This is a genomic window from Pantoea sp. B9002, from assembly GCF_013385945.1.
Lineage (GTDB): Bacteria > Pseudomonadota > Gammaproteobacteria > Enterobacterales > Enterobacteriaceae > Pantoea.
In genome coordinates, this window is sequence record NZ_JACAPA010000011.1 from 101031 (window position 1) to 116958 (window position 15928).

General features: G+C 52.3%; 13 protein-coding genes. 5 read left to right on the forward strand and 8 right to left on the reverse strand.

Annotated elements, in window-relative coordinates:
• Positions 1-11: 11 nt before the first annotated feature.
• From HX773_RS09090 to HX773_RS09125, 8 genes are all read right to left on the reverse strand, one after another.
• Entirely contained in the window at positions 12-1376 is a 1365-nt protein-coding gene (locus HX773_RS09090) for an MFS transporter (RefSeq protein ID WP_176971266.1), read from the reverse strand.
• Between the two features lie 130 nt (positions 1377-1506).
• Positions 1507-2394 carry a heme o synthase gene (cyoE, locus tag HX773_RS09095; protein ID WP_008103945.1) on the reverse strand — a complete coding sequence of 296 codons (888 nt, stop codon included), beginning with the start codon at positions 2392-2394 and terminating at the stop codon, positions 1507-1509.
• 11 nt (positions 2395-2405) lie between these two features.
• On the reverse strand, positions 2406-2735 hold the full coding sequence (locus HX773_RS09100) for a cytochrome o ubiquinol oxidase subunit IV (RefSeq protein ID WP_007886986.1): 330 nt from the start codon (positions 2733-2735) through the stop codon (positions 2406-2408).
• Positions 2735-3349: a cytochrome o ubiquinol oxidase subunit III gene (locus tag HX773_RS09105; RefSeq protein WP_007886985.1), complete on the reverse strand. Its 615-nt coding sequence runs from the start codon at positions 3347-3349 to the stop codon at positions 2735-2737. The genes HX773_RS09100 and HX773_RS09105 overlap by 1 nt, the downstream gene beginning before the upstream one ends.
• Positions 3349-5331, reverse strand: a complete 1983-nt coding sequence (gene cyoB / locus HX773_RS09110) for a cytochrome o ubiquinol oxidase subunit I (protein ID WP_176971267.1) — start codon at positions 5329-5331, stop codon at positions 3349-3351. Before cyoB ends, HX773_RS09105 begins: the two co-directional genes overlap by 1 nt.
• A gap of 4 nt (positions 5332-5335) precedes the next feature.
• Positions 5336-6262: a cytochrome o ubiquinol oxidase subunit II gene (gene cyoA, locus HX773_RS09115; protein WP_008103941.1), complete on the reverse strand. Its 927-nt coding sequence runs from the start codon at positions 6260-6262 to the stop codon at positions 5336-5338.
• A gap of 431 nt (positions 6263-6693) precedes the next feature.
• Positions 6694-8184, reverse strand: coding sequence for a muropeptide MFS transporter AmpG (gene ampG / locus HX773_RS09120; RefSeq protein WP_176971268.1), 1491 nt, complete (start codon positions 8182-8184; stop codon positions 6694-6696).
• 54 nt (positions 8185-8238) lie between these two features.
• On the reverse strand, positions 8239-8817 hold the full coding sequence (locus tag HX773_RS09125; protein ID WP_007886975.1) for a lipoprotein: 579 nt from the start codon (positions 8815-8817) through the stop codon (positions 8239-8241).
• A 267-nt stretch (positions 8818-9084) separates the two neighbouring features.
• Between HX773_RS09125 and bolA the strand changes: the two genes are divergently transcribed.
• From bolA to lon, 5 genes are all read left to right on the forward strand, one after another.
• On the forward strand, positions 9085-9399 hold the full coding sequence (gene bolA / locus HX773_RS09130; RefSeq protein ID WP_008103937.1) for a transcriptional regulator BolA: 315 nt from the start codon (positions 9085-9087) through the stop codon (positions 9397-9399).
• 302 nt (positions 9400-9701) lie between these two features.
• On the forward strand, positions 9702-11006 hold the full coding sequence (gene tig, locus HX773_RS09135; protein WP_008103935.1) for a trigger factor: 1305 nt from the start codon (positions 9702-9704) through the stop codon (positions 11004-11006).
• Between the two features lie 335 nt (positions 11007-11341).
• Positions 11342-11965 (forward strand): ATP-dependent Clp endopeptidase proteolytic subunit ClpP, encoded by a 624-nt coding sequence (gene clpP, locus HX773_RS09140; RefSeq protein ID WP_007886971.1) that lies wholly within the window; start codon positions 11342-11344, stop codon positions 11963-11965.
• A gap of 129 nt (positions 11966-12094) precedes the next feature.
• Positions 12095-13366, forward strand: coding sequence for an ATP-dependent protease ATP-binding subunit ClpX (clpX, locus tag HX773_RS09145; protein ID WP_008103932.1), 1272 nt, complete (start codon positions 12095-12097; stop codon positions 13364-13366).
• A gap of 188 nt (positions 13367-13554) precedes the next feature.
• Positions 13555-15909, forward strand: coding sequence for an endopeptidase La (gene lon, locus HX773_RS09150; protein WP_101762422.1), 2355 nt, complete (start codon positions 13555-13557; stop codon positions 15907-15909).
• Positions 15910-15928: the final 19 nt, after the last annotated feature.

The following is a 15928-nucleotide window of genomic DNA, read 5'->3' on the forward strand; positions in this document are numbered from 1 at the left end:
GGGCTTGTCATTTAGCAGCTGGCGAGCAGCGCTTCGAGTTCGACGCGGCTCGTCACTTTACTGTCGATTTTGATGTAGGCACTTTTCTCTTCTGGCACGATGAACACTGATGCCACTCCGGGCTGCGCTTTCAAACGCTTCTCAAGGTTCGGCACCGCCAGTACCGCATCGCTGAGCATAATGCGCAGGCTGCTGACGTAAGGCGGTTCCTGCATCGACATCGCCACAAACAGCCATGCTGCTGCGACAATCGCACCCACCAGGAAGACGGTTTGTGCGTCAACGTGACCAAAGATCCAACCGCCCATGCTGCCGCCAATCGCCACGCCAATGAACTGGCTGGTGGAGTAGATGCCCATCGCAGTGCCTTTGTAGCCCGGCGGCGACTCTTTGCTGATCAGCGACGGCAGAATTGCTTCCATCAGGTTGAAGGCGAGGAAGAACAGCTGCACGCCAATCACCAGCGTCCAGAAGTGGCCTGCCGCACCCCACAATACGATTTCCGCAATGATGATGATCGCCACGCAACTGACAAACACGCGTTTCATGCGGCGCTTCACTTCGGCATAAATGATGAAAGGCACCACAGCAACAAAGGCTACCAGCATCGTCACCAGATAGACTTTCCAGTGTTCCGCCGCCGGTAAACCGGCTTGTTCAAACTGTCCTGGCAGCGCCACGAAGCTCGACATCAGCAGAATGTGCAGACAGAGAATGCCGATGTTCAGTTTTAACAGTTTTGGATTGGTCAGCACCGCGCGGATGCTGCCTTTCACCATGCCGGATTCGCGGTTCAATACATGGTTTGGTGCATTGGGCACCACTAACAAAGTGATGACGATGCCAAGCGTCGCGAGGATGGCGATCATCCAGAACAGCGCGTGCAAGCCCAGCGCGTGGGTGACAATTGGGCCAACCACCATCGCAATGGCAAAGGTGACGCCAAAGCTGATGCCGATAAACGCCATCGCTTTGGTACGGTTCTGTTCGCGGGTTAAATCCGACAGCAACGCCATTACCGCGGCGGCAATCGCACCGGAGCCTTGTAATGCGCGGCCTAAAATTACGCCCCAAATCGTGTCAGACGTGGCGGCGATAACGCTGCCGAAAACAAACAGCAGCAGCCCGCCAACGATCAGCGGCTTACGACCCACGCGATCGGAGAGCAGACCAAAAGGAATCTGGAAGATGGCTTGTGCCAAACCATAGATACCGATTGCGAAACCAATCAGTGTTTCACTGGCGCCCTGTAACGCCATGCCGTACGTGGTGAGTACCGGCAAGACCATAAACATTCCCAGCATGCGCAGGGAAAAAACGGTACCTAAACCCCATGTAGCGCGAAGCTCTACTGGCGTCATTTTATTGTCGTTCATGTTTACCTCAAAATTATACTGCGCCCATTTTAGGCAGCAGGGCAGGGCGGGTAAAACATTTGTTCTTAAGCAGTGGTAACAAAAAGAAAGGGCGCGAAATTCGCGCCCTTTCTGGTTTTGCGGAGCTGAATTACCAGACGTAAGTCAGCAAATCTTTCGACGCTGGTGTCATGAAATCAACGGACATCATCACGCTCAGAGCGGTGATAGCGACAATCGAGAACACAAACAGTTTACGCGCCCAAACTTTATCGTTTGAGGTTTTGTAACCTGAAAGCGCCATGCCGAGCCACCACACGCTAACGGCCGCAGCCACCACCAGATATTTGTAGCCCGCGTAACCGCCGAGGGTCAGCATCAGCGTGGCAATCATGAACGCCAGGATATACAGCGTAATATGATTTTTTGCCACCGAGATGCCTTTCACTACCGGCAGAACCGGAATGTTGGCAGCCTGGTAATCTTTAAAGCGGAAGATGGCAATCGCATAGGAGTGCGGCATCTGCCACAGGCTAAAGATAGCCAGTAAAATCAACGCGCCAGCATCAAACTGGTTGGTCACTGCGCAGTAGCCAATCACCGGCGGCGCAGCGCCAGAGAGACTACCAATCAGCGTGCCGTAGACAGAGTTACGCTTCATATAGAGGCTGTAAACGCCTACGTAAACCACGAAGCCCATCACCGCCAGCCACATGGCCAGCGGATTAGCGCCGAAATACAGCAACGCAAAGCCAGCAATACCCAATGCGGTTGCATAAACCAGGCTTACTTTCGCCGAGATCAGGCCTTTGACCAGAACACGGTTCCGCGTTCTCTCCATTTTGATGTCGATATCACGGTCAATCACGTTGTTGAAAACACAACCTGATGCGACAACCAGCGATACGCCAACCAGCGAGGCGAGAAACAGGGTGTAATCAATGCTGCCTTTCGAAGCCAGCAGGAATCCACCGATCACAGAAATTAAATTGCCGAAAATAATTCCTGGTTTTGTTACTTGCAGGTATTGCTTAATCATTACGCGACTCTTTAGTGGGCCATCATGTTGTAGTTGAGGTTCCACATAATCCACAGTGAGCCTACGACAACAATCAAGATGATGAGTGCTGAGAAGACAATGGCCACCATGTTCCAGCCACCTTCTGATTTGCTGTCTAAGTGCAGGAAGTAGACCAGGTGAACCAGCACCTGAACTACCGCACACACCAGAACCACACCCAGAATAGTGCCGTGTGAAGCGCCGCCATCCATTACCATCCAGAACGGAATACCGGTCAGGATGATAGAGAGGACGAAGCCGATCATGTAAGACTTCACGCTACCGTGAGAAGCGCCATGTTCGTTAACAGAATGACTCATTACATGGCTCCCATCAGGTAGACAACGGTGAATACGCAGATCCAAACCACATCCAGGAAGTGCCAGAACAAGCTGAGGCACATGATACGGGTGCGGTTGGTTGCAGTCAGACCACGTTTAGAAATCTGGAACATCATCACTGCCATCCAGATCAGACCAGAGGTCACGTGCAGACCGTGCGTGCCGACCAGCGTAAAGAACGCTGACAGGAAGCCGCTGCGATCAGGACCGAAGCCTTCTTTGATCAGGTGATGGAATTCATAGATTTCCATGCCGATAAAGCCAGCACCGAACAGGAAGGTCAAGGCTAACCAGCTGATGACCGAGCCCTTATTCTGGTTGTTCATCGCGATCACTGCCATACCATAGGTAATGGAGCTGAGCAGCAGGAGCGCGGTTTCGACCAGAACGAACGGCAGTTCGAAGATGTCTTTACCTGCCGGGCCACCGGCAGTGTTATTGACCATAACTGCATAGGTCGCAAACAGGGTTGCGAAGATAATGCAGTCACTCATCAGGTAGATCCAGAAGCCAAAGACTTTATTGGCTCCTGCATCGTGATGCCCATGCTCCGCATGGGCGTCGTGGTGGTGTTTTGCAGTTTCAGTTGACATTATTTCAGACCTGCTTTGCTGATTTCGTCAAAGTGCTTCTTCTCGATCTGCTCGACTTCAGCAACCGGTACGTAGTAATCCACGTCTTCATCGAAGCTCTTCACAATCCAGGTGATGATGGTGCCCACGAAGGTGAGGCCAGCCAGCCACCAGATATGCCAGATCATGGCGAAACCGAACACAGTCATCAGGGCCGCGATAACAATGGCTGCGCCGCTGTTTTTCGGCATATGAATTTCTTCATATTTTTCTGGCTGCTTGTACGCTTCGCCTTTCTCTTTCATTTCCCAGAACGCATCGCGCTCGTGGATATGCGGGATAACAGCAAAGTTGTAGAACGGCGGCGGTGAAGAGGTTGCCCACTCCAGCGTACGTCCACCCCACGGGTCACCGGTCAGGTCACGGTTCTGGTCGCGGTCACGCACAGAAACGTAGAACTGGGTAATCTGGCACAGGATACCGCAAGCGATCAGCGCCGCACCGCCTGCTGCAACCACCAGCAGTGAGTGGAACTGAGGATCGATGTCCTGGCTGATACGACGCGTCATACCCATGAAGCCCAGCGCATACAGCGGCATGAATGCCACGAAGAAGCCGATGATCCAGAACCAGAACGCGCGGATACCCCATTTTTCATTCAGCGTGAAGCCGAATGCTTTCGGGAACCAGTAGGTCACGCCAGCCATACAACCGAACACCACACCACCGATAATGACGTTATGGAAGTGCGCGATCAGGAACAGGCTGTTGTGCAGAATGAAGTCCGCACCCGGAACCGCCAGCAGAACACCTGTCATACCACCAATAGAGAAGGTCACCAGGAAGCCGATGGTCCACAGCATCGCTGAGTGGAACTCAACGCGACCCTGATACATGGTGAACAGCCAGTTGAAGATTTTCACGCCGGTCGGGATAGCGATGATCATCGTCATGATACCGAAGAAGGCGTTTACGTTCGCGCCCGCACCCATGGTGAAGAAGTGGTGCAGCCAAACGATGAACGACAGAACGGTAATCGCGATGGTCGCCCACACCAGAGAGGTGTAACCGAACAGACGCTTTTTAGAGAAGGTAGCCGTGACTTCAGCGAAGACACCAAACACCGGCAGAACCAGGATGTACACTTCCGGGTGACCCCAGACCCAAATCAGGTTGACGTACATCATCATGTTACCGCCCATTTCATTGGTGAAGAAATGGAAGCCAAGGTAACGGTCAAGCGTCAACAGTGCCAGCGTAACGGTCAGTACCGGGAACGCAGCGATGATCAGGACGTTAGTACACAGTGATGCCCAGGTGAATACAGGCATTTTGAACAGGTCCATGCCCGGCGCACGCATCTTCAGAATGGTAACGAAGAAGTTGATACCGGTCAGTGTCGTACCGATACCGGACAGCTGGAGACTCCAGATCCAGTAATCGACCCCGACGCCAGGACTGTACTCCGCACCCGAAAGCGGCGGATAAGCCAACCAGCCAGTCTGCGCGAACTCGCCCACACCCAGAGAGATGTTCACCAGGATCACACCGATCGCGGTAAACCAGAAGCTCAGGTTGTTCAGGAACGGGAAGGCAACGTCACGAGCACCGATTTGCAGCGGTACCGCGATGTTCATCAGACCTACCACGAATGGCATCGCCACGAAGAAGATCATGATCACGCCGTGAGCGGTGAAGATCTGGTCGTAGTGGTGCGGCGGTAGTATGCCGGCTTCCCCAGCGGAAGCCATCACTTGTTGGGTACGCATCATTACCGCATCGGCAAAGCCGCGCAGCAACATGACGAAAGCCATGATGATGTACATGATACCCAGTTTTTTGTGGTCGATGGAGGTGAACCATTCTGACCACAGGTACTGCCACTTACCAAAATAGGTAATCGCAGCAACCAGTGCCAGACCACCTAAGATGATAGCGGCGACCGTAACCACGATAATGGGTTCGTGGTATGGCACTGCATCCAGTGTTAATTTTCCGAACATCGTATTATTCCTCGGCTCCCGCGGAAGCGGCGTGACTCATGTCCATGCCTTTATGTTCTGGCATGTCCATCTTCCCGTGGCTCATCTTGAACTTATCAATAACTTGCTTGAACAGTTCTGGATTCGTCGTAGAGAAATATTCCACCGGGTGATTTTCGCTTGGCGTAGCCAGTTTCTCGAAATCATCCATGGTGTTCAGCGCGTTAGGTGCCGCTTTAACTTTGGCAACCCACTGCTGGAATTCCGCATCGTCTTTAGTTGCAATGGCTTTGAACTTCATGCCAGAGAAACCACGACCACTGAAGTTCGCAGAGATACCGTCAAATGTTCCTGGCTCGTTGGCGATCAGATGCAGTTTGGTCTGCATACCGGCCATCGCATAGATCTGGCTGCCGAGAGTAGGAATAAAGAAGGAGTTCATCACGGAGTTGGAGGTGATCTTGAAGTTCACCGGAGTGTTTGCCGGGAAGGCAATCTGGTTAACGGTTGCAATACCCTGTTCCGGGTAAATGAACAGCCATTTCCAGTCCAGTGCCACTACGTCGATCTCAACCGGTTTAACGTCAGAAACCAGCGGTTTGCTCGGCTCCAGCGCGTGGGTTGATTTCCAGGTCAAAACGCCGAGGAAGATAATGATCAGGATCGGAATGGTCCAGACCACGGCTTCCACTTTGTTCGAGTGTGACCAGTTAGGGCTATATGTTGCGTTAGTATTGGTTGCCCGATATTTCCAGGCAAAGAATACTGCCATGAAGACTGCCGGGATAACTACGATCATCATCAAGCCGAAAGCTGTCAGAATCAACGAACGTTGCTCCAGTGCAATCTGTCCTTTGGGATTTAACAACGCACTATCGCAGCCACTGAGTAATACAGCGCCTGCAATTAATGACAAAATCCCCAAACTTTTATTGTATTTACTGAGTCTCATTTAACGACCTCAATGACAAAGGGCTCTATTGTCGTTTAAGTGTGCGCGCATTTTACGGGAAGGTTTATGCAGTGTAAACCAGCTTAGGGATGTGTCAGAAGGCTGTTGACACCTTTTGCTAAGGGTGTCACAGATGTTACGCAGGGTGACAAATTATTAACTGCGACAAGCAGTTGGCATCAATATAACAAAAACCAATGGTAGAAACCGCAGAAAAATCAGGGAAAGTATAAACCGTACTCTTAATACTCATTTATTTAACATTTCTGCATCATTTCGGCGATGACTTTTATACAAAGTAATTGCGCACCGGATTTAAATATTCGCCCGCAGTTGTTAATTTAATGTTTCTAATTCGCTTTAAAAAAAATGCTATTGGTAAAATGAGCGACTGATATTTTTTAGCCCATTATTTCGTCATGAGAATTGGCTTACTTACCCTGATTTTCCCGCGCCGCTTTTTTTAATGCCAAACTATCCAAAATTACACCCAGTGCGACAGCCAACAGCGCAAATGCCATTCCGGCTTCAAACATTGGCGTAAGCAGCGCACTGATCTGCACAACTCCGCTGGCGTTGAGTGCTAATGCCAGCAGCCACAAAGCCAGCAAGCCGCAGCCGATGCTGAACAGACGCACCGTCCAGCGGTAACCTTGCGGCCACAAGCTGCGCATCACAAACTCCCCGCTTTGCTGCATGCTATGCAAAGTGCCGCGACACAGCCACAACAGCAGTAATCCCGGTACGCCAGCAAACACGGTGAAGGCATAGAAGGTCGGCCAGCCCCACATTTCAACCAGCCAACCGGCTGCGGGACCGACGTAAACGCGGCCCACGGCGGAGAGGGCAGAGAGCAGTGCGAACTGCGTCGCCGAGAAGGATTTGTTGCACAGCGTCATCAACAACGCGACAAAGGCCGCGGTGCCCATACCACCGCACAGGTTTTCAATGAAGACCGCGCTGGCCATGCTCCACAAGTGCGGTGGCGTTACCGCCAGCAACCAGTAAGCAAAATTCGACACCGCTTGCAGCACGCCGAAAATCATCAAAGCGCGGAACAAACTCAGGCGCTGCATCAGCACGCCGCCATACAGCGCACCAATAATGGTCGCTAACAAACCGAGCGTTTTGTTCACCAGGCCGACATCGCCCGCGCTAAAGCCGACGCCGCGAATCAGGAAGGTGGTGGTGAGCGAGGCGGCAAATGCATCGCCAAGCTTATAAAGGATAATCAGCGTGATCAGCAGCCAGGCATTGTTACGCTGGAAGAAGTCTTTCAGCGGGAATGTCACGGCCTGGCGAAGCGAGTGCGGTTCGCGCGCCGGCGTCACCGGTTCTTTCGCCAGCAACGTGGCGATCAGGCCCGGCACCATCAGCAGCGCCATCAGCCAGTAAGTGGCTTGCCAGCCGAGATAGCGATCCGCTATCCACAGCGCCAGTCCGCCTGAAATCAACATCGCCAGACGATAGCCCAGCACGGTGATCGCCGCGCCGCTGCCGCGCTCTTCCGGCGGCAGCACATCGGTTTTCCAGGCATCAAACACGATGTCCTGCGAAGCCGAGCAAAAGGCAACTAACACTGCAAGCGCGGCCAGCAGCGTTAAGTCACGCGAAGGCTGCATAAAACCCATGGCGATAATGCCACCAATCAGCGCCAGCTGCGTGACCAGCAGCCAGCCGCGACGGCGGCCAAGAAACGGTGGCGTATAGCGATCCATCATCGGCGACCACAGGAACTTAAACACGTAAGCCTGACCGACAAGGGAGAAGAAACCGATGGTTTTCAGGTCAACATTCTCTACCGTCATCCACGCCTGTAACGTCCCCGCAGTTAACGCCAGCGGTAAGCCTGAGGCAAAACCCAGCAGCAGCAATACCGCCGCATTACGTTGGGTAAAAATACGTAGATAGTGAGATGTCATAGCCAACCTGAAATGAAGCCCGGCTGAGAGTAGCCGGGCAAATTACTGCGGAAATTAGCGGGCGTTCTGCTTGATGAAGTTGTGAACGCTGGTGTCCTGCGCCATATCAGCAATCACGTCACTCAGAGTTGAGTTAACCGCGTTGGTGATCTTCGCGTTAGTGGCGGTGAACGCGCCTTCTACGCTGTAAGTCTGGCGATAGTTTTTCACCTGCTTGTTACCGTTTTTCGCGGTGGCGATAATGGAGATATCCGCCTTGGTGGTAATGCTGTAGCGCACGTTGCCTTGTGTCACATCCGCATACAGACCATTCACCACGATCTGCAGATCAACGGCACCGCTCGGGCCGATCATGTAGCCGCGTGATGTCATCTGCTTCTCTAACACTTCCTGCAGCAGGAAACGCAGATCGCGTGATGGTGTCAGCGTGATCAACTGACCATCGCGGTTTACTTTGGCCAGCGCCTGATCGGAACGTTGATCGGCACCGTTAACGCTGATGGTGACGCCCATCAGGCTTGGATCTTGCTGCGGTAGTTGAATCTTCGGTTGAATATCCAACGTGGTGTTGTTGCTGGCACAGCCGGCCAAAATAAAAGCAGCCAGCAGAGGGAATAACAGTTTTTTCAACATACTCATTCTCGTTAGCATATGGGTTGGTTTGCAAAACTGCGGCCATCATAGCATTGCGCAGCGGTGAAAAAAGCCCCGGGCCAATGGAAATTGATTGTAAAGGCTTTTTTCGGACAGGATGAAACGCCAGCCAGTTGACCTGAGAGATAAGCGAGTTACTATGCGCAGCGCTGGCGGATTTATTTACGGCCAACCTGCGGAAGCGGTGAAAAACCTACTAATATTTAAACAGATGGGCACAGCGCTCGCCGGAAAGGAGTGTTAATCATGATTCGCGAACAAATAGAAGAAAAGTTGCGTAACGCTTTCGAGCCTGCACATCTTGAAGTGCATGACGAAAGCTACCGTCATAACGTGCCCGCCGGTTCTGAAAGTCACTTTAAAGTGGTGATTGTCAGCGATCGATTTACCGGTCAGCGCTTTCTGCAACGTCATCGCGCTATTTATGGCGAACTGGCAACCGAATTAGCGGGCAGCGTACACGCGCTGGCACTGCATACTTACACGCAAAAAGAGTGGGATGGATTGCAGGATACGGTTTTGGCCTCCCCGAATTGTCGCGGTGCGGGAACGCTCGCCTGAATTCCCCTCTTCCTTATCCTCAAAAACGGCCTGCGGGCCGTTTTCTTTTCATTTATTACACTCAAACGCGATCTACGGCGCAAAAAAGCAGCAAAACCGCTAAAAAGTGGTGAGTTTGCAGCCTCGACTCATTCCAGCGATGCCGCTATAATGCTGCGTCTATTTTTCCGGAATGTCTTCGGGACGCTTCTGGTGACAGGGATTAGGTTCTGCCTGCAGAGGCCGTCCCGGTTGTTGGATACGGCGCATTTTATGTGTGGTGTCTGAAGTTGACCGAGCACGTGATTTTTTGAGGTAACAAGATGACAGTTTCAGTAGAAACCACTCAGGGTCTGGGCCGTCGCATTTCGATTACTGTTGCAGCTGACAGTATCGAAAGCGCAGTGAAGAAAGAACTGGTGGAAGTGGCTAAGAAAGTCCGTATCGACGGTTTCCGTAAAGGCAAAGTGCCGGCACACATCATTTCTCAGCGCTACGGTGCTTCTGTTCGCCAGGACGTGCTGGGCGAACTGATGACGCGCAACTTCGTTGACGCCATCATCAAAGAGAAAATCAATCCGGCTGGCGCACCAAACTATGTGCCGGGCGAATATAAAGAAGGCGAAGACTTCACCTACGCGGTTGAGTTCGAAGTGTATCCAGAAGTTGAGCTGAAAGGCCTGGACGCAATCGAAGTTGAGAAGCCAGTAGTAGAAGTGACTGACGCTGACGTCGATACCATGCTGGAAACCCTGCAGAAGCAGCAGGCGACCTGGAAAGAGAGCGATGCTGCTGCGACGGCTGAAGATCGCGCGACCATCGACTTCAGCGGTTCTGTTGACGGCGAAGAGTTTGAAGGCGGCAAAGCCTCTGACTTCGTGCTGGCAATGGGCCAGGGTCGTATGATCCCAGGCTTCGAAGAGGGCGTTGTTGGCCACAAAGCCGGCGAAACCTTCACTATCGACGTGAAATTCCCAGACGATTACCACGCAGAAAACCTGAAAGGGAAAGATGCGAAGTTCGAAATCGTACTGAAGAAAGTTGAAACTCGCGAGCTGCCAGAGCTGACTGAAGAGTTCATCAAGCGCTTTGGCGTGGAAGATGGTTCAGTTGCCGGTCTGCGTGCAGAAGTGCGTAAGAACATGGATCGCGAGCTGAAAGGTGCTATCCGTAACCGCGTGAAGACCCAGGCAATCGACGGTCTGGTTAATGCCAACGACATCGACGTTCCGGTTGCGCTGATCGACAGCGAAATCGACGTTCTGCGTCGTCAGGCTGCACAGCGTTTTGGTGGCAACGAGAAGCAAGCGCTGGAACTGCCACGTGAACTGTTCGAAGAACAGGCTAAACGTCGCGTAGTTGTGGGTCTGCTGTTGGGCGAAGTGATTCGCATCAACGAACTGCAGGCTGACGAAGATCGCGTTAAAACGCTGATCGAAGAGATGGCTTCTGCGTACGAAGATCCGCAGGAAGTGATCGAGTTCTACAGCAAGAACAGCGAGCTGATGAACAACATGCGCAACGTGGCTCTGGAAGAGCAAGCGGTTGAAGCGGTTCTGGCGAAAGCGAAAGTGACCGATAAAGCCACTAACTTCCAGGAACTGATGAACCAGACCTCTGCGGCCTGATTCATTCGTTAACCGTTAGTGCTAAGCCCGTGACTGAAAAGTCGCGGGCTTTTTCGTTTCTGGCGCGAAGTACACAGATTTGTCCTCTATTTGCTTAATTAATCGGCAAATTATCCGCTAAGCTCTTTTTCCGTGTTAGCGAATGGGCAAAAGGTTGTTATGCTTGAAACAACTGGGCAGCATCCCCAGATACAGGGAGAATGCATGAAAACAGTGAGACTGACTGATTAACCGGGTTGTTATTTCGGTTTGAGACCGTGGCGCGTAGTGTTTGCGCCTCGGCTTACGTAAAATCGGTACAGAATGTTGCCAATGAAATTTATCAGGAGACGGTAATGTCATACAGTGGCGATCGTGAATTTACTGCACCGCACATGGCGCTGGTGCCAATGGTGGTCGAACAAACCTCGCGCGGCGAGCGTTCTTACGACATCTACTCTCGCCTGCTCAAAGAGCGTGTGATCTTCCTGACCGGTCAGGTTGAAGATCATATGGCTAACCTGATCGTGGCGCAGATGCTGTTTCTGGAAGCTGAGAATCCTGAAAAAGACATTTACCTCTACATTAACTCGCCAGGCGGCGTGATTACTGCTGGGATGTCGATTTATGACACAATGAAGTTTATCAAGCCGGATGTCAGCACCATCTGTATGGGTCAGGCTTGTTCAATGGGTGCGTTCCTGCTGACAGCAGGCACCAAAGGCAAACGCTTCTGCCTGCCTAATTCACGTGTGATGATTCATCAGCCGTTGGGCGGCTATCAGGGCCAGGCGACGGATATCGAAATCCATGCGCGCGAAATTCTGAAAGTGAAGCAGCGCATGAATGAGTTGATGGCTGAGCACACCGGCAAATCGCTGGAAGAGATTGAACGCGACACCGAGCGCGATCGTTTCCTCTCTGCGGGCGAAGCGGTTGAGTACGGTTTGGTTGACTCAATCCTGACGCATCGCCAATAAGACACATCTGTCTGCCCCTTACGCTATAGTTAACGGGGAGCAGGCAGATGGGTTGAATGCATATCGGCCGTTGATGTACGGCCAGCGCCGTACAACAAATTTGGTCTGAGAAAGAAAAGAGGTTAGCTGATGACAGATAAGCGCAAAGACGGTTCAGGTAAGTTGCTGTACTGCTCTTTCTGCGGCAAAAGCCAGCATGAAGTCCGTAAGCTAATTGCCGGGCCGTCAGTGTACATTTGCGATGAGTGCGTTGATCTTTGCAACGACATCATTCGCGAAGAGATTAAGGAAGTTGCGCCGCATCGCGAGCGTAGCTCACTGCCGACGCCGCATGAAATCCGCCATCACCTTGATGACTATGTTATTGGTCAGGAAAGGGCGAAGAAAGTGCTGGCAGTAGCGGTGTATAACCACTACAAACGCTTGCGCAATGGCGATACCAGCAACGGCATTGAACTGGGCAAAAGTAACATTTTGCTGATCGGTCCAACCGGTAGCGGTAAAACACTACTGGCAGAAACGCTGGCGCGCTTGCTGGATGTGCCCTTCACGATGGCGGATGCCACCACGCTGACCGAAGCCGGTTACGTGGGTGAAGACGTTGAAAACATCATCCAGAAGCTGCTGCAGAAGTGTGATTACGACGTGCAGAAAGCGCAGCGCGGTATAGTCTACATCGATGAAATCGACAAGATTTCTCGTAAGTCTGACAACCCGTCGATCACCCGTGACGTATCGGGCGAAGGCGTACAGCAAGCGCTGTTGAAACTGATTGAAGGCACCGTTGCTGCCGTACCGCCGCAGGGCGGACGTAAACATCCTCAGCAGGAGTTCTTGCAGGTTGATACCTCCAAGATTCTGTTCATCTGTGGTGGCGCATTCGCCGGTCTCGATAAGGTGATTTCCCAGCGTGTTGAAACCGGCTCCGGCATCGGCTTCGGCGCAACCGTGAAGGGCAAATCCCAGAAGGCGAGCGAAGGCGAATTGCTGTCGCAGGTTGAGCCGGAAGATTTGATCAAGTTTGGCCTGATTCCTGAGTTCATCGGTCGTCTGCCGGTTGTGGCAACGCTGAGCGAACTGAGTGAAGAAGCGCTGATTCAGATCCTGCGTGAGCCGAAGAACGCGCTGACCAAACAGTATCAGGCGCTGTTCAATCTGGAAGGCGTAGAACTGGAATTCCGTGACGAAGCCTTAACGGCGATCGCTAAAAAAGCGATGTCACGTAAAACTGGTGCGCGCGGTCTGCGTTCTATCGTTGAAGGTGCGTTACTTGAAACCATGTATGACCTGCCTTCAATGGATGACGTTGAAAAAGTAGTGATTGATGAGTCAGTGATTGAAGGTCAATCCGAGCCGATGTTGATTTATGGAAAGCATGAAGCCCAGGCTTCTGGTGAATAAATAAACAATCGCACCACGTTGTTATCTTAAAAAAGGGGAAAAATCTTTCCCCTTTTGTTTTTCTCTCGCCAGTGACATTGAATGTCGTACAAGCATCCCCATATACTCAATATCCTGTGGGTTTAACTGCAAAACCTCTATTGCGCGGTACCCATCACCTGGCGGACATTAAACTAAGAGAGAGCTCTATGAATCCTGAGCGTTCTGAACGCATTGAAATCCCCGTGTTGCCGTTGCGCGACGTGGTGGTTTATCCGCACATGGTAATTCCGTTGTTTGTTGGTCGGGAAAAATCGATTCGGTGCCTCGAAGCCGCGATGGATCATGATAAAAAGATCATGCTGGTTGCACAGAAAGAGGCTTCAACGGATGAACCTGGCATTAACGATCTCTTCTCAGTAGGGACCGTCGCTTCTGTATTGCAGATGCTGAAACTTCCAGACGGCACGGTAAAAGTGCTGGTTGAAGGTTTACAACGCGCACACATCACCACGCTGGCTGATAATGGCGACCATTTTGTTGCCCAAGCCGAATACCTTGTCTCGCCAGAAATTGAAGAGCGCGAGCAGGAAGTGCTGGTGCGCACGGCCATCAACCAGTTTGAAGGCTACATCAAGCTCAATAAAAAAATCCCACCTGAGGTCTTAACCTCCCTCAACAGCATCGACGATGCGGCCCGCCTGGCCGATACCGTCGCAGCGCATATGCCGCTGAAACTGGCTGATAAACAGTCCGTGCTGGAGATGTCCGACGTCAACGAACGTCTGGAATATCTGATGGCGATGATGGAATCAGAAATCGATCTGCTGCAGGTTGAGAAGCGTATTCGCAATCGCGTTAAAAAGCAGATGGAGAAAAGCCAGCGTGAGTACTATCTGAACGAGCAAATGAAAGCCATTCAGAAAGAGCTGGGCGAAATGGATGATGCGCCGGATGAGTACGAGGCGCTGAAACGTAAGATTGAAGCGGCCAAAATGCCGACCGAAGCGCGTGAAAAAGCCGAAGCTGAATTGCAGAAGCTGAAGATGATGTCGCCGATGTCTGCAGAAGCGACCGTGGTGCGTGGCTACATCGACTGGATGGTTCAGGTCCCGTGGGTGGCGCGCAGCAAGGTGAAAAAAGACCTGCGTAAAGCGCAGGAAACGCTGGATATCGACCATTACGGTTTGGAACGCGTCAAAGATCGCATCCTTGAGTATCTTGCGGTGCAGAGTCGCGTGAGCAAAATCAAAGGCCCAATTCTGTGCCTCGTTGGGCCGCCGGGTGTAGGTAAAACCTCGCTGGGTCAATCGATTGCTAAGGCCACCGGACGTAAATACGTGCGTATGGCGCTGGGTGGCGTGCGTGATGAAGCGGAAATCCGTGGACATCGTCGTACCTACATCGGTTCTATGCCAGGCAAGCTGATCCAGAAAATGGCGAAAGTGGGCGTCAAAAACCCGCTGTTCCTGCTGGATGAGATCGACAAAATGTCTTCTGACATGCGTGGCGATCCGGCTTCAGCGCTGCTTGAGGTGCTGGATCCTGAGCAGAACATCGCGTTTAACGATCACTATCTGGAAGTGGATTACGATCTCTCGGACGTTATGTTCGTGGCGACCTCAAACTCCATGAACATCCCGGCACCGTTGCTTGACCGTATGGAAGTGATTCGTCTCTCCGGTTACACCGAAGATGAAAAGCTGAACATCGCGAAGCAACATTTGCTGCCGAAGCAGATTGAACGTAATGCGCTGAAAGAGAAAGAGATCACCGTCGACGACAGCGCGATTGTGGGCATCATCCGCTACTACACCCGTGAAGCGGGCGTGCGTAGTCTGGAGCGCGAACTCTCCAAGCTGTGCCGTAAAGCAGTGAAAGCGCTGCTGATGGATAAGTCGAAAAAGCACATCGTGATCAATGGCGACAACCTCAAGGATTTCCTTGGCGTGCAGCGCTTTGATTATGGTCGCGCAGAGAGTGAAAGCCGTGTGGGTCAGGTGACCGGTCTGGCGTGGACGGAAGTGGGCGGCGATCTGCTGACCATTGAAACCGCCTGCGTGCCAGGTAAAGGTAAGCTGACGTACACCGGCTCGCTGGGCGAAGTGATGCAGGAATCGATTCAGGCCGCGCTGACTGTAGTGCGCGCGCGTGCAGAGAAACTGGGCATCAACGGTGATTTCTACGAGAAACGCGACATCCACGTGCACGTACCAGAAGGTGCGACGCCGAAAGATGGTCCGAGCGCCGGTATCGCCATGTGCACCGCGCTGGTGTCATGCTTAACCGGCAACCCGGTGCGTTCTGATGTCGCAATGACCGGTGAAATCACCCTGCGTGGTCTGGTTCTGCCGATTGGTGGCCTGAAAGAGAAGTTGCTGGCGGCACACCGTGGCGGTATCAAAACCGTGCTGATCCCGGACGAAAACAAGCGCGATCTGGAGGATATTCCCCAGAACGTGATTGCCGATCTGGAGATTCATCCGGTGAAGCGTATTGAAGAAGTGCTGAACCTGGCACTGGAAAATGCGCCTTACGGCATGCAGGTTGCGACCGCAAAATAGTGATTAGCGGCATAAACCG

What these genes read in the sequence shown, in the direction of transcription:
- HX773_RS09090 (WP_176971266.1), bottom strand. Translation starts at nt 1,376, where the DNA reads ATGAACGACAATAAAATGACGCCAGTAGAGCTTCGCGCTACATGGGGT.
- cyoE (WP_008103945.1), bottom strand. Translation starts at nt 2,394, where the DNA reads ATGATTAAGCAATACCTGCAAGTAACAAAACCAGGAATTATTTTCGGC.
- HX773_RS09100 (WP_007886986.1), bottom strand. Translation starts at nt 2,735, where the DNA reads ATGAGTCATTCTGTTAACGAACATGGCGCTTCTCACGGTAGCGTGAAG.
- HX773_RS09105 (WP_007886985.1), bottom strand. Translation starts at nt 3,349, where the DNA reads ATGTCAACTGAAACTGCAAAACACCACCACGACGCCCATGCGGAGCAT.
- cyoB (WP_176971267.1), bottom strand. Translation starts at nt 5,331, where the DNA reads ATGTTCGGAAAATTAACACTGGATGCAGTGCCATACCACGAACCCATT.
- cyoA (WP_008103941.1), bottom strand. Translation starts at nt 6,262, where the DNA reads ATGAGACTCAGTAAATACAATAAAAGTTTGGGGATTTTGTCATTAATT.
- ampG (WP_176971268.1), bottom strand. Translation starts at nt 8,184, where the DNA reads ATGACATCTCACTATCTACGTATTTTTACCCAACGTAATGCGGCGGTA.
- HX773_RS09125 (WP_007886975.1), bottom strand. Translation starts at nt 8,817, where the DNA reads ATGTTGAAAAAACTGTTATTCCCTCTGCTGGCTGCTTTTATTTTGGCC.
- bolA (WP_008103937.1), top strand. Translation starts at nt 9,085, where the DNA reads ATGATTCGCGAACAAATAGAAGAAAAGTTGCGTAACGCTTTCGAGCCT.
- tig (WP_008103935.1), top strand. Translation starts at nt 9,702, where the DNA reads ATGACAGTTTCAGTAGAAACCACTCAGGGTCTGGGCCGTCGCATTTCG.
- clpP (WP_007886971.1), top strand. Translation starts at nt 11,342, where the DNA reads ATGTCATACAGTGGCGATCGTGAATTTACTGCACCGCACATGGCGCTG.
- clpX (WP_008103932.1), top strand. Translation starts at nt 12,095, where the DNA reads ATGACAGATAAGCGCAAAGACGGTTCAGGTAAGTTGCTGTACTGCTCT.
- lon (WP_101762422.1), top strand. Translation starts at nt 13,555, where the DNA reads ATGAATCCTGAGCGTTCTGAACGCATTGAAATCCCCGTGTTGCCGTTG.